Origin of the sequence: Ilumatobacter sp. (assembly GCF_041688325.1) — a bacterium.
GTDB lineage: Bacteria > Actinomycetota > Acidimicrobiia > Acidimicrobiales > Ilumatobacteraceae > Ilumatobacter_A.
Map to the genome: position 1 here is coordinate 1 of NZ_JBDNIJ010000230.1, position 19366 is coordinate 19366.

At 63.8% G+C, this 19366-nt stretch carries 13 protein-coding genes and 1 pseudogene; 10 read left to right on the forward strand and 4 right to left on the reverse strand.

Translation table 11 applies throughout. The annotated features are described in order from the left end of the window. The 3 genes and pseudogenes from ACH2EI_RS13140 to ACH2EI_RS13150 all read left to right on the forward strand — a co-directional run. Positions 1–981: pseudogene (locus tag ACH2EI_RS13140) on the forward strand (hypothetical protein); the annotation flags it as partial. Positions 982–1085: 104 nt separating this feature from the next. Continuing rightward, entirely contained in the window at positions 1086–1862 is a 777-nt protein-coding gene (locus ACH2EI_RS13145) for an SDR family NAD(P)-dependent oxidoreductase (protein WP_395155050.1), read from the forward strand. A 218-nt stretch (positions 1863–2080) separates the two neighbouring features. Further along, positions 2081–2359 carry a DUF427 domain-containing protein gene (locus ACH2EI_RS13150; protein WP_395155049.1) on the forward strand — a complete coding sequence of 93 codons (279 nt, stop codon included), beginning with the start codon at positions 2081–2083 and terminating at the stop codon, positions 2357–2359. 68 nt (positions 2360–2427) lie between these two features. Here ACH2EI_RS13150 and ACH2EI_RS13155 read toward each other — a convergent pair whose 3' ends face one another. After that, the gene (locus ACH2EI_RS13155; RefSeq protein WP_395155048.1) at positions 2428–2724 is read right to left on the reverse strand and encodes a helix-turn-helix transcriptional regulator; all 297 of its coding nucleotides are present in this window, start codon (positions 2722–2724) and stop codon (positions 2428–2430) included. Positions 2725–2863: 139 nt separating this feature from the next. Here ACH2EI_RS13155 and ACH2EI_RS13160 point away from each other — a divergent pair, with 139 nt between their 5' ends. From ACH2EI_RS13160 to ACH2EI_RS13190, 7 genes are all read left to right on the forward strand, one after another. Further along, entirely contained in the window at positions 2864–7033 is a 4170-nt protein-coding gene (locus tag ACH2EI_RS13160) for a putative inorganic carbon transporter subunit DabA (RefSeq protein WP_395160332.1), read from the forward strand. Continuing rightward, the gene (locus ACH2EI_RS13165) at positions 7030–7353 is read left to right on the forward strand and encodes a DUF190 domain-containing protein (protein ID WP_395151608.1); all 324 of its coding nucleotides are present in this window, start codon (positions 7030–7032) and stop codon (positions 7351–7353) included. Before ACH2EI_RS13160 ends, ACH2EI_RS13165 begins: the two co-directional genes overlap by 4 nt. A 76-nt stretch (positions 7354–7429) precedes the next feature. Further along, the gene (fabI, locus tag ACH2EI_RS13170) at positions 7430–8221 is read left to right on the forward strand and encodes an enoyl-ACP reductase FabI (protein ID WP_395151610.1); all 792 of its coding nucleotides are present in this window, start codon (positions 7430–7432) and stop codon (positions 8219–8221) included. Between the two features lie 14 nt (positions 8222–8235). Continuing rightward, complete coding sequence (locus ACH2EI_RS13175) at positions 8236–9090, forward strand: DUF6671 family protein (RefSeq protein WP_395151612.1); 855 nt, start codon at positions 8236–8238, stop codon at positions 9088–9090. A 77-nt stretch (positions 9091–9167) separates the two neighbouring features. After that, on the forward strand, positions 9168–10205 hold the full coding sequence (locus ACH2EI_RS13180; RefSeq protein ID WP_395160334.1) for an extracellular solute-binding protein: 1038 nt from the start codon (positions 9168–9170) through the stop codon (positions 10203–10205). Next, positions 10202–11833 carry an ABC transporter permease gene (locus ACH2EI_RS13185; protein ID WP_395151616.1) on the forward strand — a complete coding sequence of 544 codons (1632 nt, stop codon included), beginning with the start codon at positions 10202–10204 and terminating at the stop codon, positions 11831–11833. The genes ACH2EI_RS13180 and ACH2EI_RS13185 overlap by 4 nt, the downstream gene beginning before the upstream one ends. Continuing rightward, complete coding sequence (locus ACH2EI_RS13190) at positions 11830–12822, forward strand: ABC transporter ATP-binding protein (RefSeq protein WP_395160336.1); 993 nt, start codon at positions 11830–11832, stop codon at positions 12820–12822. The genes ACH2EI_RS13185 and ACH2EI_RS13190 overlap by 4 nt, the downstream gene beginning before the upstream one ends. Before the next feature lie 94 nt (positions 12823–12916). On the opposite strand, the gene ACH2EI_RS13195 is transcribed toward ACH2EI_RS13190, so the two are convergent. The 3 genes from ACH2EI_RS13195 to ACH2EI_RS13205 all read right to left on the reverse strand — a co-directional run bounded on the left by ACH2EI_RS13195 (position 12917) and on the right by ACH2EI_RS13205 (position 19202). After that, on the reverse strand, positions 12917–14641 hold the full coding sequence (locus tag ACH2EI_RS13195) for a DUF4157 domain-containing protein (RefSeq protein ID WP_395160338.1): 1725 nt from the start codon (positions 14639–14641) through the stop codon (positions 12917–12919). Positions 14642–15034: 393 nt separating this feature from the next. Continuing rightward, the gene (locus tag ACH2EI_RS13200) at positions 15035–16378 is read right to left on the reverse strand and encodes a hemolysin family protein (protein WP_395151690.1); all 1344 of its coding nucleotides are present in this window, start codon (positions 16376–16378) and stop codon (positions 15035–15037) included. Next, complete coding sequence (locus tag ACH2EI_RS13205) at positions 16371–19202, reverse strand: cation-translocating P-type ATPase (RefSeq protein ID WP_395160340.1); 2832 nt, start codon at positions 19200–19202, stop codon at positions 16371–16373. Before ACH2EI_RS13205 ends, ACH2EI_RS13200 begins: the two co-directional genes overlap by 8 nt. Positions 19203–19366: the final 164 nt, after the last annotated feature.

Below are 19366 nucleotides of genomic sequence, written 5' to 3' on the forward strand. Positions count from 1 at the left end.
ATCGCCAACAACGTGCTCGCACCGATCGACGATGACGGCACCGTCTGTCTGTATTCGCTCGTCACGACCGATGTGATCACCGACGTGAGCGGTTGGTTCACTGCTGAAGCCAGTGCGCTGGCCGCAGCGACCGGCGTCGTCGGCATCACGCCGCAGCGCGTCGTCGATACGCGGTTGGGCCTTGGATGGCCTGGCCGGATGACCAAGAACAACCCCATCGTCATCGACGTGGCAGGCATGACCGCCAAGCGCCCCGACGGTACATCGGTCACGGCGCCATCTGATGTGCTTGGAGTGAGCCTGAACTTGACAGCGACCGACTCAAGTGGGCCCGGATTCTTGACGGTCTGGCCGTGCGACGAGCCGTTCCCGCTGGCCGCGAGCGTCAACTACGAGAAAGGTTCGACGGTTGGCAACGGTGTCTTCACCGGTGTCGATGGAGATGGGCAAGTCTGTATCTACTCACTTGCCAGCACCCACGTTGTTGTCGACGTCCAGGGCTGGGTTACACCCGATCAGTCAGCGGCATCGTTCACTGCGGTCACGCCGAGCCGTCTCGTCGACACACGGTCGGGCAGTCGAGTGACAGCGTCATCGCCGCTCACGATCCCCGTGCACGGCGCTGCCGTCACGATGGCCGGCGTGGCCACGACCGTCCCGACCTCGGCAACCGCAGCGGTCGTCAACGTCGTTGTGGCCGACCCTGACGATGCTGGCTTCGTCACCGTTTGGCCCTGTGCTGGCGATGTGCCACTCGCTGCGAACCTCGTGTACCTGCCCGGAGAAACCCGTGGCAACGGCGTCATTGCACCCATCGGCCCCGATGGTTCGATTTGCATCCACTCGCTCAGCCCCGCCGACGTCATCGTTGACATCTCGGGCTGGTTGACCGGCCCGACGTCGAGCAGCGGAGGGTTCACCGGTGCGGTTCCCAACAGGTTTGTTGACACTCGATTCGCGGTTGGCCCCCTCCCGGTCTGACCGAACCATCGATACCCGCATCGATGCCAGTATCGGCATCGGCATCGGCATCGGTGCGGCCGCTCGATTGTTCGCTCGGTGAGTTGCCCGAATAGTTTGCGGGCATGGATATTTCTGGAGCAAGTGCAATCGTTACCGGTGGAGCGTCAGGCATTGGTGCCGCATCGGCCCGCATGCTGGCCGCCCGCGGCGCCAAGGTCGTCATCGCCGACCTGAATGAAGAGGCTGGCAACGCGCTGGCCGACGAGATCGGTGGTGCATTCGCCAAGGTCGACGTCACCAACACCGACCAGATCATCGAGGCGGTCGAGATGGCCAAGTCGATGGGCCCGGTCCGCGTGCTCGTCAACTCGGCCGGTATCGGCTGGGCGCAGCGCACGATCGGCCGTGACGGCTTGCTCGAGTCCGCTGCCAACCTCGACGCCTTCAAAAAGGTCATCGCGATCAACCTGATCGGTTCGTTCGACGCCATCCGCATCGCCGCCACCGCCATGAGCACCACCGAGCCAATGGAACACGGCGAGCGCGGCGCCATTGTCAACATCGCATCCGTCGCAGCATTCGACGGTCAGATCGGCCAGGCCAGCTACTCGGCATCCAAGGGTGGCGTCGTCGGCATGACCCTGCCGATCGCCCGCGACCTTTCCGCATCGGGCATCCGCATCAACACGGTTGCACCAGGGCTGATCGACACGCCGATCTACGGTGAGGGCGAGGGCAGCGAAGCATTCAAGGAGAACCTGCAGAAGGGCGTCCTGTTCCCGAAGCGCCTCGGCGATCCGGAGCAGCTTGCATCGATGGTCATCGAGTGCATCACCAACAGCTACATGAACGCCGAAACGATTCGTGTCGACGGTGGTATCCGTATGCCCCCAAAGTGACCGATGTGGGCCAGATCGCCCGATAACTACGTTGCGAGAGCTCCTCATTGAGCAAGCTCAACTACGTCGCCTCGCGCCTTGCTCTCGAACGATCTGATTCCACATCCGCCATTCGTTTGAAAAATGAGAATTTGAATTTGCTGCGGCCGGGCCTCGTAGGGGGCTCGGCCGTTTGCTGTTCTGGGAACACTTTGCGTCGGTGCCTGGTTGTGCTCTCTATGAAAGCTGTGCTGAATGCCACCATTCTTGCTGAGTCGGACGCGACCGTGGTCGTCGAGGGGAATCACTACTTCCCTGCGGAGTCGGTGAATTTCGAGTTCTTCGCGCCGTCCGATCATTCGACGCACTGCCCGTGGAAGGGCGATTCGAGCTACTACGACATCACCGTCGACGGCGAGACGAAGTCGAACGCGGCCTGGTACTACCCGGCACCGAAAGACAAGGCCGCCGAGATCAAAGACCACGTCGCCTTCTACGGCGTCGTCACCGTTTCCTGACAGCGAGGTTTGCCCCTCCGGGTCGCGCGCTGAATTTCGCGCTGAATTCCCGTGAATTCCCCGGCGAGCTACTCGGGGTCGGCGTGGTGGCTGAGGGCGTTGATCAGGTCAGCAATCTGGTGGTGCTCTTCGAGGGGGTGGCGTAGTGGCTGTTGCGCGCTGATCACGTAGTGGTTACGGCGCCCCACCTTGCGGCGTTCGATGCATCCGATGGTTTCGAGGTCGGAGAGGATTTGCGTGGCCGTGCGCTCGGTGATGCTGACCCGTTCGGCGATGTCTTTGAGGCGGAGGTCGGGCGCAGCGCTCACGGCGAGGAGGACGTGTGCGTGATTGGTGAGAAACGTCCAGGAGCGCTCAGCGGCCATGTGGAAAGCCTACCTCATAATACCAGATCAAAAAAACTGGCAATAAAATTCATAGAAGTGAATTGCCGCTGTTAGGTTCGCGCCTCGTGACAATGAAGAACTCTGGGACGCTGACGTTCGAGCAGACAGGAGCGCGGCGGTGATCGAGTCGATGCTTGTCGTTGTGGCGGTGCTCGCGCCGTTGTTGGGCTCGTTGGCGGTGCTCGTGTTGCGTCCGGCTGGGCTGCACGCGGGACGATGTGTGGCGGTGGCCTGCGGGATAGCGTTTGCTGCAGCAGTCTCGTTGGCAGTGGTCAGCGGTACACGGCCCGACGGCCTCGTCGACGGTGCCGGCTGGCTCGGCCTCAGACTCGATCGGGCAACCGCTCTCCTGTTGGCAGCAGTGACGTCAACAGGTGCCGTGGTGGCATCATTTGCTCGTCGGAGTGTCGACCTCGACAGCCGCGCAAACAGGTTCTTCGTGCTGTTCGGCGCGTTGGTGGCGGGCAGTGCGCTGGTCGTGACGCCGGGCGGGTGGTTGACACTGTCGATTGGTTGGGTCGGTTCGAGCTGGGCGTTGGTCGGCCTGATCGGCCATCGCAACGATCTGTCGGCAACGCGACGCGCCCAGCGGCTCACCTATCGTGCGCTGGCGGTCGGCGACGCGGCACTCCTGTTTGCGGTTCTGCTGATCGTGGCCGAGGGTGGGGCGGACCCATCGCGGAACTTGACGGCTGTCGTCGGTGAGCTTGGATCGTCGACGGTGTTCGGAGTCGGCGTGAACAATCTGGTCGCGTTGCTCTTGGTTGTCGCTGGTGCCTCTCGATCGGCGCTGGTGCCGTTTCATCGCTGGCTGGTCACCACACTTGCCGCGCCGACACCGGTGTCGGCGTTGGTGCATGCCGGATTCGTCAGCGGCGCAGGGCTGTTGCTGATCAGATTTGGACCGCTCGTGTTGGAGTCCTTCGTTGCCGTTCACTTGGCCTTCGCACTCGCCGTTGTCACGATCGTGGCCGGCATCGGAGCGGCATCGAAGCGTGTCGACGTCAAGGGCAAGTTGGCGTGGTCGACGGTGGCGCAGATGGGGTTCATGGTGCTGCAGTGCACGGTCGGCGCATTCAGTAGCGCGGTGTTCCACATCATTGGCCACGGGATGTACAAAGCGAAAATGTTCCTCGGCACGGGTGATGCAATTTCGGCCGGTCTGCGCTCCACGCGCCGGGCAGCTCCGCTGCCCCTCCCGTCGCCTCGTGTCCGAATGGCCTCCACGATCGGGGTGGCGACTGCGGCAGTTGGCCTGGGTTGGTGGACGCTGCCGCCCGATGTCTCTGACGGAGGTGTCGTCCTCGTCGTTGTCTTTTCGTGGGTGACTGCGGTGCACGGCCTCTGGGGATGGCTCGGACGCGGCGCGGCGAGCGGCGCCCGAGCAGTCGGCATCGGCGCAGCGGGATGCTTTGCAAGCGTGTTTGGCTACCTCGGAGGTCTCCGGCTGGTCGAACATTTTGTGCAGCCCTCGTTCCCAGACCTGGCCGCCGGCTCAGGCGTCAATGTCAGCACACTGCTGATCACGCTCGCAGCTGTAGCGGCCGCGGCTGGCACCCTGACACTCGTACGGCAACCCGTCACAGACAAGCTCGCGGGGAACATCTCCACCGGTTTCGGACGTCTTGCGCACCCAGGTGTGGCCGGGACGCGACCGTTCCGCAAACCCGACCTTTCGTCCCGATTAGTCGAGGTCGATCTCGCTCCGTCTCTCGATTCGGCTGCACCGGCTGAACCGGCTGAACCGGCTGAACCGGCTGAACCGGTTTCTCGCGAGGTCGTGTGGTCCAAAGTGCGCGCGGACGTTGCCCGTGCAGCCACGATCATTGCGCCGGCGTGGCCGTTGACCTCCTTCGTCGCAGTGAACCCGCTCGGAGGTCTCGAACAGCTCGGGTTCGACGGCGCAACTGCTGTTGCACGCCGCCAACTGCGTGCTCGGACGCACCTCTCGTTGGTGGAGTTCCGTCGAGATCACCAGGACGGGTTGACGACGCTCGACGACGTGAACTGGGCAATCGACTCGCAGTTCATCGACCTGTGCTCACAGCCGCCGATCCGCATCAACGGTCGCACCGTGCCTGTTGACGAGATTGTCCGGCTCGACATGCTGCACAGCCCCGACATCAATGATGAGCTTGAGCCACACACCGCGTTGGAACACGTCGAAGGAACGTCGGGTTCGCTGGGTGAGATGATCGATGCGACGATCTTCCACTCCTGCGCGCAGTTCGCCGGCCACACAATGGGATCGTTCCAAGAACTGTGGCGCAACGATGCCATCCAGGTTGCAGGCCTTCGGCGACACTTGAACAGTGACGCACAACGTTGGCTCCGGGGGTTGAGCAGCGATCCAGCGCAGGTGATCGCCGCAGCGTTCGCCGTGACCGGTGTCGATGCTCCGGCGCACGTGGCCGAAATGAGAGGACACCTCTGCCGTCTGCAGGGCTGGGCCGGCTACGCGAAGTGGCGTACCGACTGGGCGCATCCCGACGAACAGCGCCCAAGTCCGTCTCTGATCGATCTGGTCGCCGCCCGGTCGGCCCTCGAGGCAGTCTGCCTGCTCGGACACACAATTATCGACCGATCGCTGTCGGTCGACAACACCGTTGAACAGATGCTCGCAGCTCGCGTCGACGCGGTCGTTGCAGCGGGATTTCCGCAAGCTGACGTCAACGCGCGCAACGCCATCGCGGAGACGTTGTCCCACGTCGAGCCGTTCGACCGCAACGCCGTCTGGCTGCGCGCACAGGAACGAAATGTCGAACAGCGCTTGCTCGCCAAGCTCGATCGACTCGACCCGGGGACTCCCGTACGTCAACCGGACGCGCAACTCGTCTTCTGTATCGACGTGCGCTCGGAAGGATTACGCCGTCACCTTGAGGCAACCGGCGCGTACGACACCATTGGCTTCGCTGGCTTCTTCGGTGTTGCGATGTCGGTACGCCGCCTCGAATGGCAGCAGCCTGAGCCGCGCTGTCCGGTGCTCGTTAAACCGTCGGTTCGTGCCGTTGAACAACCCATCGATGTGCCCGGCCAACGAGACACTGTCGACGCGATGCTCGCCCGCGACCGGTTGCGCGCAGGCGGGACCGCAGTGCACGCTGCAACCAAGCATGGCTTCGGCGCATCGTTCGTCATGGCCGAAGCAGCCGGATGGATTGCTGGGCCCGTGGCCGCCGTGCGCACACTTGCTCCGCCCCGTCGAACCGTGACCACTCGGCCCCCAACGGTGATGGAACTTGACGGCCCAGCCGACGGAGGGCTCGATCTCGAACAACGAGTATTCACCGCCGAAGCCGTGCTCAAAACGATGGGACTCACCAAGTGTTTCGCACCGCTCGTCGTGCTCTGTGGGCACGCGAGCGACAACGTGAACAACCCTCACGCGACCGCACTGGACTGCGGCGCGTGCGCGGGAGCGTCCGGCCAAGACAACGCCCGAACGGTGGCCCGACTCTTGAATGACGTCGACGTACGGGCCGGGCTGCGCGAGCGCACGATTGACATCCCGGACACGACACACTTCGCGGCAGCACTCCACGACACCGTCAGCGACCACGTCGACATCGTCGATACCCACGACATTCCGCCGTCGCACCACGAGACGCTTGCGCAGCTCGTCGAAGCTCTGGATGTCGCTGCGCGGGGCCAGTCGGCCCAGCGCGCGCAGCACCTCCCAGGGCCATCGGCAAAGGTGCGCAACCGCGGTGGCGACTGGGCACAGGTTCGCTCGGAGTGGGGCCTCGCCCGCAACAACTCGTTCATCATTGGACCCCGCTCGATGACGGCAGGCCTCGACCTCGACGGACGCTCGTTCTTGCACACCTACGAGGCCGACCAGGACCCCGACGGCAAAGTCCTCGAAACAATTATGACTGCACCGCTCGTGGTCGCGCACTGGATCTCGTCGCAGTACTATTTTTCTACCGTCGACCCCGAGACCTTCGGCGCAGGCGACAAACTCATCCACAACATCGCAGCCAACACAGGTGTGATCTCAGGCGAACACGGCGACCTCCGGGTCGGCCTCCCACTGCAAAGCACCCATATCGGCCCCCGAAGGCACCATCAACCCATCCGGCTCCTCGCGGTTATCCAAGCGCCACTTGAACGTATCGAACGTGTCATCGACGAAAACCCGATCCTCACTACCCTCGTCGGGGGCTCCTGGATCCGTATCGCGGGCCGCTCCCATCCACACGAGCGCTGGTCGATCCGAACACCAAACGGGACCTGGAGTGCCGAGCCCCGCCCCATCGACATCACCAACACATTGGAGACCTCATGAACACCTGGACCGGATTCACCACCATGGCCCGCATCGAAGTCGTCATCGACGGCGAACACGTTCCAACGGTCCGAGACCTGCTGCTTGCAGCCGGGGCCAAGGGCTACACAGCAATCGAGGGTGTCTCTGGGTTCGGGCACTCTGGCGTCCACGAAGGTCGCCTGCTGTTCAACGATCGCAACAGCCTCTCGCTCCTCATCAGCGTCGTGCCCATCGACCGTGCCGAAGCCATCGTTGCTGGCATTCGCCAACTTCTGGATGACCACCACGGCGTTGTCCTCATCAGCGAAACCCAAGTCAGCCGCGCCGACTACTTCTGACCTCACACCACAACCAGAAAAGCGAGCCCGAGGCTTCGCTTGGCGAGAACAACGACGACGACTGACGACAGGAAACATGACCATGACACTGCAACTCCTTGCAGACAAGAACATCCTCATCACCGGAGTCGTGAACACCGACTCGATTGCCTACGCAACTGCGGTGGCCGCGTCGAAGGCTGGCGCACACATCATGCTGTCTGGGCTGCAACGCGACATCGAGCACACCAAAAATGCAGCAGCAACACTGGATGGCGACGTCGAAGTCATCGAAGCCGACCTCACCCAACCATCCGATGTCGACGCCCTCAGCGAACAAGTGCAGCAACGCTGGGGCCACCTCGACGGCGCTCTCCACGCAGTTGCTTTCGCCCCTCGCGAAGCGCTGTCGGAGAGCTTCATCGACGCCCAGTTCGACCCGGTCGCTCGAGCGTTCCACGCCAGCGTCCACACGTATGCCTCACTTGCAAAGCTGCTGCGCGATCTTGCTCCGCCAACCGGCGGTTCCCTCGTCGGGCTCGACTTCGACGCATCACGTGCGTGGCCTGTCTATAACTGGATGGGCGTCTGTAAGGCCGCGCTCGAGTCGACCAACCGCTATCTCGCCCGGGACCTTGGGCCGCGAGCAATTCGCACGAACCTCATCGCCGCTGGCCCACTCCACACTCGTGCGGCTGGGGCAATCAACTCGTTCGAACAGCTGCTGGACGCATGGGAACACCAGGCCCCGATGGCCTGGGACCCGCACGATGCCACACCGGTCGCCGACGCCACCGTCTTCTTGCTCTCTGACCTCGGGCGGATGATCACCGGTGAAATCCTGCACGTCGACGGCGGCTTCCACGCAATGGCCGCGCACCTCAAATAGGCATCGTGCACGCGATGTCACCGAGCCCTGCCACCCACTACCGGGGCCAGATCGCAGCCATGGCCACCAAACATCACAAGGCCCAGCTCGTCAGCCCCGTTCTTGCTGAGATCCTTGGACTCGATGTCGTCGAGATCGAGGTCGACACCGACACGCTCGGAACGTTCAGCGGTGAAATTGAACGGACCGCTTCGCCGCACGACACCGCCATCGCGAAGGCCCGAATGGGAATGGACGCGTCAGGACATCGGATCGGTATTGCCTCCGAGGGCAGTATTGGGCCGTCTCAATCCATCCCGTTCCTCCAGGTCTGCACCGAACTCGTCGTGCTCGTCGATGACATCCGCGGCATCGTCATCACCGGTACCGAGAGCGCGTACGACCTCGTTGCTGTGAGTGCAGATGTCGATCCGACCAGCGACCTCGCCGACCTGCTCCGTCGGGCCCAGTTCCCCGCACACGCCGTGATCGTGAGCGCCCTCGGCGCGTCGGTGCCGACGGTGATCAAAGGCATTCAGGACCTGGTGACGCTGCACGCCGCTGTGCGCACCTGTACCGAACGCTCCCCACACGGTCGGGCGCGAGTTGAAACCGACCTACGCGCGCATAAATGCCCGAGCCGACAACCCATTATCACGCGTGCCGCCCGGGACCTCGCCGACCGTGCCGCGACCGCATGCCCGGCATGTTCGGCACCTGGCTTTGGGCTGATTCGTAACGACATCGGGGTGCCCTGTTCCTGGTGTGGCTACGAAACGAATACCCTCCGGGCCCGAATCCACGGGTGTGTCTCTTGCGCCGTTGAACACTCCGAGATCATCCAACCGGAGCTGGCCGATCCTGGTCACTGCCCCTGGTGTAACCCATGAAAGCTGCAGTCGGCCCACCAGTAAACGTCGTGCTGGAGTGTGGCATGCCTTTTGCTTGTTGTTAAGATTACCTAACTATGAGACATCAACGTTCAGCACGTCGCCTCGGGGCCCTCTTTGCAGCTGCCCTGCTGATCGGCGCCTGCAGCGGTAGCGATGGAAACGGCGGCGGTGAAAGCGCAGTTGATGATGCCGGCATCGTCACCGTGTACACGGGTCGCCACTACGGCATCGAGCCAGTCTTTGACGACTTCACAGCGGCGACCGGTATTGAGGTCCGCTTCACGACCGGCAACGACCCGGAACTCCGCGAGCGTCTGGTTGCCGAGGGGGCCAACACCCCCGCCGACGTGGTGATGACGGGTGATGCCGCCAACATCGAACTCGCCGCTGCAGCAGGGCTTCTTGCGCCGCTCGCGAGCGACGTGCTGACCTCGACAATTCCAGAAGAACTCCGGAGTGCGAGTGGTGAGTGGTTTGCGCTGAGTCAGCGCGCTCGGGTGATCATTGCGAGCACCGAGCGAGTCGATGACCCGCCGACGACCTACGCCGGCGTGGGTGACCCGGAGTGGAACGGCCGCATCTGCTTGCGCCCGAGCACCCACCCGTACACCCAGTCGTTGGTGGCGAGCATGGTCATCGCCGAAGGCGAGGAACGCGCGACGGAGATCGTGCAGTCGTGGGTCGACAACGATCCGTTGTACATCAACAGCGACACCGACATTTATCAGGCCGTTGCCGACGGCGAGTGTGATATCGCAATTGCTAATACGTACTACCTCGGACGGTTGCTGAGTGAGGACCCGTCGTTCCCCGTCGAGATCGTGTGGCCTGAGCAGGACGGCCGTGGTGCCCACGTCAACGTCAGCACCGTTGCAGTGACGGCAAACGCACCGCATCCCGAGAACGCGCTGGCACTGATCGAGTGGCTCGCCACCGACGGCCAAGCCCAGTTCGCGAACGCCAACTTCGAGTACCCGGCGGATCCGTCGGTGGCGCCCGATCCGATCGTCGCAGCGTGGGGCGATTTCGTGGCTGACCTCGGCGCCGTACGTGAACTCGGGGCGAATCAGCCGACGGCGATCGAAGTCCTCAGTACGACCGGCTACGAGTGAGCACTCTCGGGCGGGCGCGAGCCAGTGCGCCTGCCCGACGCATCGCTGCGCGCATCGCTGCGCGCATCGGCCCAATGTCGGCAACCGCCCTGGTGGCAGCAGTCGTCGCGGCTGCTGCAGTACCGGTACTGATCATCGTGTGGTCGATCGTGCAGCCGAGCACCGACGTGTGGCGCCAGCTCTGGGAAACGCGTCTTCCGGGCATGCTGCGCGACACCGCCACGCTGCTTGTCACCGTGCTGGCCGGCACGCTCGTCCTCGGAACCGGGCTGGCCTGGCTCGTCACCGCCTATCGTTTCCCGGGCCATCGCCTCCTCGGGTGGCTCCTGGTGACGCCGCTCGCCATCCCCGGCTACGTCCTCGGGTTCGTCTGGCTGGACACGCTCCAAGAACCCCTCGGAGCGCGAAGTGTCCGCTCGATCTGGCTGTGTGCGCTTGTCTTGATCCTCACGCTGTACCCGTACGTGTTCCTCTTCGCCCGGGCTGCGTTCCGCGAGCAATCGCAACGTGTTGTCGACGTCGCCCGCAACCTCGGGTGTTCGCGTGCACAGACGTTCTGGCGTGTCGTGTTGCCGATGGCGCGGCCCTCGCTCGCCGGTGGTGCGGCACTCGTCGGGATGGAGGTGCTGACCGATGTCGGGACCGTCCGGCTCTTCAACGTCTCGACGGTTGCCGACGGTGTCCTGCGGGTGTGGTTCGGTACCGGTGATCGCAATGCGGCAGCCGAGCTCTCGGTGCTGCTGATCGGGATCGCCGTGGTGCTGATCGCTGTCGAACGGCTTGCTCGCGGCCGGGCGCAATACACCCAGCTCGGCGATCGTCAGGGGCTCGAGGCGCTGCGGCTGCGCGGTGCCGGCGCGGCCAGTGCGTCGTTCACCGGCTGGGGTGTCTTCACGATTGCCGTTGCGCTGCCCCTCGCTCGACTGATCACGTGGGCGAGCGAAGCCCGACGCACCGGCCAAACCGTCACCGTTGCAGGCGACCTCGGTTTTCACCTGCTCTCATCGTTGCGGGTGGCAGGGTTGGCAACCGTTGTGTGCCTCGTGCTCGGTCTCCTGCTGGCTGCAGGCTTGCAACGCGGACGGCGACGCGACCGAAGCGCAGCCCGCCTCGCCACCCTGGGCTACGCAGTTCCCGGGCCGGTCGTTGCACTCGGGGTACTCATCGTGCTCGCCGCGCTCGACCGCACAGGATGGCTCCCCGACGGCTGGCTGCTCGTTGGCTCACTGGTCGGCCTCGTGTACGCGCTTGCCGTTCGGTTCCTGGCGGTTGCCTACCAGGGGATCGAGGCCAGCCTCGCCAAGGTGTCGCCCTCGGTGGTTGCGAGTGCCCGCACCCTGGGCGCAGGGCGGACCCGCGTCGCCGCCCGAATCCAGCTGCCGCTGGCTGCTGCCGGAATCGTCGCTGCTGCCGTCCTCGTGGCCATCGACACGCTCAAAGAGCTGCCAATCACCCTGCTGCTTCGCCCGTTCGGGACCGACACCCTGCCCGTCTGGGTCTGGCAGGCCACATCCGAGAGCCTGTGGGTCCAGGCCGCGGTCCCATCGCTGGCCATCGTGGCGGTCGGGATGCTGCTGGTGGCCACGCTGCTCTGGGCCCTCGAGCACGGTGCCGAGGCCGTCTCGTGACCGAGATCGACACCATGAAGCCGGCAGCGCTTTCGGTCACCGAGGTCCGCCGCGAGATCGACGGTCGGGCCATCGTCAACGACGCCTCCTTCGACGTGGCCGAGGGCGAACTGTTCGTACTCGTCGGCCCGAGCGGATGCGGCAAGTCGACCCTACTTCGAGTGATCGCGGGGCTCGACCTTGCTACTCACGGCCGTGTGCTGCTGTCGGATCGCGACGTCACGAAGGAGCCACCGGACCGTCGCAAAATTGGACTCGTCTTTCAAGACCATGCCCTCTTTCCGCACCGGCGGATCGACCAGAACATCGCCTTTGGAATTGCCCATCTCGACCGGAATGAGCGAAACCGCCGGGTCGGTGAACTCCTCGAACTCGTGAGGTTGGACGGCATGGCAAAGCGCTACCCGCACGAGCTGTCAGGTGGGGAGCAGCAGCGCATCGCGCTCGCCCGCGCCCTTGCACCCGAGCCCGCAGTGGTCCTGCTCGACGAACCATTTGCCAGTCTCGACCCATCGCTTCGTGACGATGTGCGCAGCGACGTCGTCGGGGCACTCCGGGCCCGTGGTGCCGCCGCGGTGCTCGTCACGCACGATCGACACGAGGCCCTCAGCCTCGGGGATCGGATCGCCGTGATGTCCGAAGGTCGCATCTTGCAGATCGGTCAGCCTGACGAGGTGTACGAGCGCCCGATCGACCGATTTGTTGCCGAGTTCATGGGTGACGCGTCGTTCCTCCCCGACCCGGCCGGCGGCGGGACCGTGCTCATGGCGCGGCCCCACGACCTCGAGTTGTTACCTGGTGGTGACGATGTCGTTGTCGACCGCACGTACCTCGGAGCCGTTTGGCAGTACCTCGTGCGGCGGCCTGACGGCACAACGGTGACCGTTGAGCAGGCCTCAAGCCCGACATCGCCCGCCATGTGGGTCGGCGCGAACTGCAGCGTCGAGGTCTCCGCTCGCCACGCACTGCATCACCTGCCCGCAGAGTGATGAGGCCCAGGGTCGACATCGACACTGACATCGACACTGACATCGACACGGTCCAGGTGGTCGCCAGATTTGTGGTTGTGTGTATTTCTCAGTTTCATTTCACCCGGCTGGCGAGTTGTGTTTTCTGCAACCTGACCATTTCTGGCGCAGTGCTCGCGCTCACCCAGGTCCCTGAGATGCCCTTGTAGGTGGAGGCCATGTCCACGACGGGCTGACGTCCATCCATGTGGCCGGCGACTCCAAAGTAGGTCGTTGCGGCGTTGAGGTCGCTCTGGGCCATCTTCGAGCGCTTGGCACCGAGCTGGAGGGTCAACGACTCAATCGTGTTCCAGATGTTGTAGCCGGGATCGTCGAAACCGATGCCGCAGACCACGATGATTTTCTTGGTCGGATCCTTGACAATGGCATCGATGACCATGGCGGCGTACGCGCGGGAGAGTTCTGCCCAAAGCTGCGGGTCCCACGACGTGCTCTCGATACCGTTGGACAGTTCCTCGTAGCTGCCGAAGCCGTCGAAGAGGCTCCCGATCGCCGATGACTCCAGTGCCAACGCCCCGGAGCCTTTCGCAGCGACTGCGACATTCTTGGCTCCTGGGCTATTCCAGAATGCGAACGTGTTGTACTTGTCGAACTGGAGTTGCGACAGACCCTTCAGCGCTGTCGTCAAGAGGTTAAACGACTCGCTCATGTTGGTCTTGTACGACCCTTTGGCGAGCGCCGTGCCGGGCGCCGCGCCAGCTTGGGGACCTTCGTTGTAGTGCTGCGGGTTTGTCGCGCGGTTGTCGCGTCGGCCGGGTGCAGACCCGGGAATCTTATTGCTCAAGTTCTTCGCACCGAGATCAACTTCCCCGTCGGTACCTGAACTCATACCTTGTTTGCCAGAGATCGTTCCGGAATAGGCCGCCCACAGCGCCTCGCCGGTCTGGGCGACGTTCTGTCCCTTCAATTGCGGGATCTCGCCGTCGAGTCCTTTGATCCGGCTCATGAATTCAGCATGGACCTTCTCAAGCGGATCTGACTCGACGGTTGCGCTGGCGCCGCTCGTCCAGCCGAGTTTTCCCTTCATCCAATCGGTCAACCCGTTTCGCTGGATGCGATCGGTCGTGCGATGAACTCCGGCAGCGCCTTGCTGGATGGTGTGGGTGAGTTCGTGCGCGAGGAGTTCTTGGCCGGAACTGGAGTTGGCGTCGGGCACGCTGTCGCGGAAGTAGATGTCGCTTCCGGTAGTGAATGCCTTGGCCTGGATGCGATCGTTCAGCTCGGTCGACGTTGTCCCGGTGTGGATCCGCACGGCACCGAAGTCGGCGCCGAACGCCGATTCCATCTTCGCCCGGTGTTCGTCGGGGAGGGGCGATCCGCCCGAGCGTGACGATCGCAAGAGTCGGGTCGTGTCGGCGTCGAGGTCGCCGCCATCGCGGCCGATCATGGGCGCGTTGGCAGCTCGCTGAATGCGTCGAATGGCCGAGGCAGGTGCGCACGTCGAGGGCGTGAATTTGTAACTTGATCGTTGGACGCGAGCAGGCACTACGACTTCGCCGACTTTGTGTTGCGCCTCAGGGTGAGCCGGCGACGTCGCCGTGCCCGATCGCAGGGTGCGCACCACACGGGCCGCCACGGCATCGGCCTCACGCTCGAACGGGTCGCCCGAAGGCCCGACGGTGAGCTTGGCTTGAATGATCAGATCGCGCAGGTTTGCGTTGTTGTGCTCGTCGCCAGACACAGTTGCATATCTGGGCGACGTTGTCGTGCGCCTGATATCGGCCCCATCCTCCGTGCGCTCTGGAGTCGCAGTCGACAGCGCCTGCTTCGCTGTAGGCATTTCTTGCTCTCTCACTTGAACCGCCGAATCATGGAGAGGAGATTAACAGAGCCGGTGATGGCAGAGCCGGTGGTGGCGTCAGCGAAACGTGCCGATATTTGCGTAACCCCCGCCGCTTTGGGTGGTTGTCGATCACGCTGCTGCTTCATGAGTGTTGTGGCACAGGTTGTCGAAACCTGACCTCCGAGCTGTGACTGTCGGCAGGTATTGGTCCGTGATGTTCCACGTCGAACGTCCAGATGATGTCGAAGTCTGGCGATTCCTGCAGACCAGTCGAGACATTCCCGCGACCCTGTAAGACGACGTGACTCGCCGCCGAAGGTGCGGGTGGCCGTTGGGGCACTTCTCTTGTTGCACCGGATCTGGGACAAGTGGCGCCCAGCCGATACGCAGTCAACGATGTCGGACCTGACGTTGCAGTTGTTCAGTACCGGCTGGGGGAGTCGCGGCTTCGGGGACCATCGTGGGGATGCGTGCTGATCGCAGGGGTCGAAGTGCGACTTGGGTGACGGCGTAGTCGTGGACTGCGCGGACCTCGAGAGTCCAGTCGTCGATCACGATCGTTGTTCCGGCCGTGGGGATGTGGTGGAGTTTGCGCAAGACGAACCCGGCAATGGTTGCGTAGCTGCCTGTGGGGAGGTCGATGCCCAGTTCTGGGAGGTCGTGGATGGGGTAGCGGCCGGGGAGCACGATGGTGCCGTCGGGTTCGTGTTCGACGGTGGCATGGTCGGGATCGGTTTCGTCGTAGATCTCGCCGACGAGTTCTTCGACGAGGTCTTCCATGGTGATGATGCCGTCGATGCGTCCGTATTCGTTGACGACGAACGCCATCTGCGCGCGTTGGGCCTGGAGGTCGCGCATCGTGGTGATGACCCGTGCCGCACCGGGAAACACGGGTGCCGACACCGCAACGGTCCGTGCCGGTTGGTGGGGGTCGGCTGCGAGGAGTCGGCTGAGATGGACGATTCCGATGACTTCGTCGAGGTTGCTGTTGGGCGCAACTGGTGCCCGGGTGTGGCCGACCTTGGCGAGCGAAGTTGCGGCATGGCGGCAGGTCGAGTCCGCATCGATGATGTACACGTCGGTGCGCGGTACGAGGACCTTGGTCAGGGTGCGCTGCGCGACATGGAACGCGCCGTCCATGATGCGGCGTTGTTCAGGAGTGAGGGTTTCGTGAGCAGCGACCATGTCGCGGAGTTCTTCATCGGTGACATCACTGCGTTGGTGAGAGGGATCGGCACCGAGGAGCCGGACTGCGATGTCCGTCGATCGAGACAGGAGCCAGACGGCAGGGCGGGTGATGGTCGTCAGGATGGCGAGCGGGCGGGCCGCCGCCAGCGCCCATTTCTCCGCGCGTTGCATCGCAATTCGCTTCGGCGCGAGTTCGCCGAACACCAGGGTGAGATACGTCAAGATCAAGGTGACGCAGATAATGGAAACCGGGCGTGCCGCGTCGCCAAGGAAGCCCAGGGGGCCTTGGAGCGGCTCGGCGAGCGAGACCGCTGCTGCCGCCGATGCGAGGAACCCGGCGAGAGTGATCCCGATCTGAATGGTGGCGAGGAATCGGTTCGGCTCGCGCGCCAAACGGGCGAGTTGTGCGCCGGTCGCAGAACGGGCTTCAAGGCGTTGCAGTTGACCCTCGCTCAGCGACACCAGGGCGAGTTCGGTTCCGGCAAACACAGCGTTCAGCGCGATCAGGACGACCACCAAACCGATCTGGGGCAAGACGTCAATCACGAGGCGGCGTCGCCCTGCTGGTTGCTGTTGCGAAGTCGGCGTGTGCTCTGCGGTTGAGGTGCTTGGTGATCTCGAGGACAACGAGCAGTGCCAGGCCGAGGCCGACACAGATGGCGAGGTCGGTGGCTCCGAGGGGGTCGAGGTCCAAGAAGTCGTTGAGTGGGGTGTACAGCGCGGCGAGCTGCAGGGCCACGACGACGGCGGCAATGGCGAGCATGAGGCGGTTGGTGGTGAAACCAATGGTGCGCAGCGACTCGGTTCGGGAACGGGTGCCGAAGGCCTGGAAGACCTGCATGAATGCGAGGGTCGTGAAGATCATGGTCTGCCACTCGGCTTGGCCGGTCTCGCGGTAGACGAACCCGATGCCAAGCGAGGCGGCGCCGATGAGCGTTCCGATCCAGATTGTTTGACGTCCGAGCCCGTCGGCCCAGAGGCTGGCGCCGGGTTGGTGCGGGGCGCGTTGCATGACGCGGCGTTCGGCGGGCTCGAGGCCCATCGACAGCCCGAGGAGGCCGTCGGTCATCAGGTTGAGCCACAGGAGTTGGAGTGGCAAGAGGGCAATAGCTGCGTCGAGTTCGCCTCCTGCGAGTAGGTAGGGGACTGGCCAGCCGAGCATGACAATGATCTTGCCGAGGTTGCCAGCGACGGCGAAGCTGACGAAACGGCGCAGGTTGTCGTAGATGACGCGGCCTTCTTCGACCGCGGCGACGATGGTCGCGAAGTTGTCGTCGCGTAGCACCATGTCGGATGCTTCTTTGGTGACGTCGGTGCCGGTGATGCCCATGGCGACGCCGATATCGGCCTGTTTGAGCGCCGGGGCGTCGTTGACGCCGTCGCCCGTCATGGCCACGACCTGCTGCTGCTGTTGGAGCGATTTTACGATCCGCAGTTTGTGTTCGGGTGAGACCCGGGCAAACACCGAGACTTCCATGGCAGCAGCGTGGAATTCGGCATCGCTCAGCTGGTCGAGGTCGACGCCGGTCAACACACGGTCATCGGTCGCGATACCGAGTTGCTCGGCGATGGCCTTGGCGGTCAGGGGGTGGTCGCCGGTGATCATCACGGGGCGGATCCCTGCAGACCGACACACGGCAACGGCATCTCGGACTTCGTTGCGCGGCGGGTCGATGATGCCAACGAGACCAATGATCGTGAGCGCCGATTCTGCTTCGGCTACCAAGTCGGCAGTCAGCTCGGCAACGGGTGCTGCTAGATCGGTGAACGAGCGGACAGCGATGCCGAGCACGCGGAGCCCGGCCGCAGCCATTGTGTCGTTCGCGGCGAGCAGGGCGGCGCGATGCCGGTCGCCGAAGGCAACGACGCCGTCGGCGGTCCAGATGAGATCGGCGTGTGCGACGAGGCCGTCGATTGCGCCTTTGGCGAAAGCGACGGGACAGGTGTTGTCGATACCTTCGAACAACCCAGCACTCGCAGACGTCGCAGCTGTCGCGACGATGGGTCCGTGGATTGTGCTCATCCGTTTGCGTCCGGAATCGAATGGGTTCTCACCGATTCTCGGTACGGCTGCACGGAGTTGTTTGACGTCGATGCTGGCATTGGATGCGAGCTGCAGGAGCGCGGTTTCGGTGGGGTCGCCGATCATCGACAGCGTGTCGTCGCTGCTGCGCTCGGCTTCGCCGTCGTTACATAACACGACCGCCGCGAGGAGTAGTCGCTGCGCCGCGCTCCAGGTTGCGAGATCGATCGTGGCGCCAGGCTCGACAGTGGTCTGCTGGTCGGCGACGTGCAGCTGGGTCACGGTCATTTTATTCTGGGTGAGTGTCCCGGTTTTGTCCGAACAGATCACGGTCACGGACCCGAGCGTTTCGACGGCGGGTAGTTTGCGGATCAGGGCGTTGCGGCGCAGCATTCGTTGCGCGCCGATGGCCAAGGTGAACGTGACCACTGCCGGCAGGCCCTCGGGGATGACTGCAACGGCGACACTGATTGCGGTGAGTACGAGGTCCGACGCGGACTCGCCGGCGAATGCACCCATTGCCACGACGAGTGCTGCGACGGCGACGCCGACGAGCGCCAATTGTTTGCCGACGCGGTCGAGGCGAACCTGGAGTGGTGTTGCTTCGACCGTGACACTCTGCAGGAGCGTGGCGATTCGGCCCAGCTCGGTGTGCATGCCGGTGGCGACAACGACACCGAGGCCGCGGCCAGCAGAAACCTGTGTCCCGCTGAACGCGAGACATCGCCGATCACCGAGCGCGACGTTGGCGCCGTCGATTGGTTCGGTGTGCTTATCGACGGGTTCGGACTCACCGGTCAGGGTGGCTTCTTCGACTCGAAGGTTCGCGACCTCGATCAGACGCAGATCGGCCGGGACGATCGTGCCGGCATCGAGTTGGACGACGTCACCCGGTACCAGGTCGGCAGCTGGGATTTCTACGGTGCGGCCGTCGCGGCGTGCCTTGACGATTGGCACCGACATCTGACGCAATGCCGCGATGGCGCGCTCGGCGCGGTACTCCTGGAAGAAGCCGAGCAGCGTGAACAGGACCACGATTGCGCCGATTGCGCCGGCTTCGAGGAACTTGCCGAGCACGAGCGACAACAGCGCGGCGCCGATCAGGATCAGCACCATCACCGCCGACACCTGTTGCCAGACGATCTTCAACGGATGCGTCGAGCCGTTGTCGACCAACTCGTTCGACCCGACCGCTTCCAGCCGGCGTGCCGCGTCGTCGCTCGACAGCCCGCCAGACGTCGACCCTTGGGCTTCCAGGGTCGCGTCGACGGTCAACCGATACCAGTCGGCCACCTCGCCCGGGCGTGGGCTCGACGCGGTGGGTGTCACTGCGGTTGTTGTGCTCATGACTGGCCAATCAGTGCTGCGTCGTCTGCGAGGAGCGCAGCGATGCGTGCCTCGGTTGGCGGGTGGGTGAGGAACAGATTCGAGAACCTGACGTCGCGCCCGGTGAGAGGGTTCACGATGTACGCCGTGGCCTGGGCCGGAGCGACGTCCATGGGTACCGCCCG

Bases quoted from the DNA above. Each gene is read 5' to 3' on its own strand.
- ACH2EI_RS13180 (WP_395160334.1), top strand. From the start codon at position 9,168: ATGAGACATCAACGTTCAGCACGTCGCCTCGGGGCCCTCTTTGCAGCT.
- ACH2EI_RS13165 (WP_395151608.1), top strand. From the start codon at position 7,030: ATGAACACCTGGACCGGATTCACCACCATGGCCCGCATCGAAGTCGTC.
- ACH2EI_RS13150 (WP_395155049.1), top strand. From the start codon at position 2,081: ATGAAAGCTGTGCTGAATGCCACCATTCTTGCTGAGTCGGACGCGACC.
- ACH2EI_RS13175 (WP_395151612.1), top strand. From the start codon at position 8,236: ATGTCACCGAGCCCTGCCACCCACTACCGGGGCCAGATCGCAGCCATG.
- ACH2EI_RS13155 (WP_395155048.1), bottom strand. From the start codon at position 2,724: ATGGCCGCTGAGCGCTCCTGGACGTTTCTCACCAATCACGCACACGTC.
- ACH2EI_RS13195 (WP_395160338.1), bottom strand. From the start codon at position 14,641: ATGCCTACAGCGAAGCAGGCGCTGTCGACTGCGACTCCAGAGCGCACG.
- ACH2EI_RS13145 (WP_395155050.1), top strand. From the start codon at position 1,086: ATGGATATTTCTGGAGCAAGTGCAATCGTTACCGGTGGAGCGTCAGGC.
- ACH2EI_RS13205 (WP_395160340.1), bottom strand. From the start codon at position 19,202: ATGAGCACAACAACCGCAGTGACACCCACCGCGTCGAGCCCACGCCCG.
- fabI (WP_395151610.1), top strand. From the start codon at position 7,430: ATGACCATGACACTGCAACTCCTTGCAGACAAGAACATCCTCATCACC.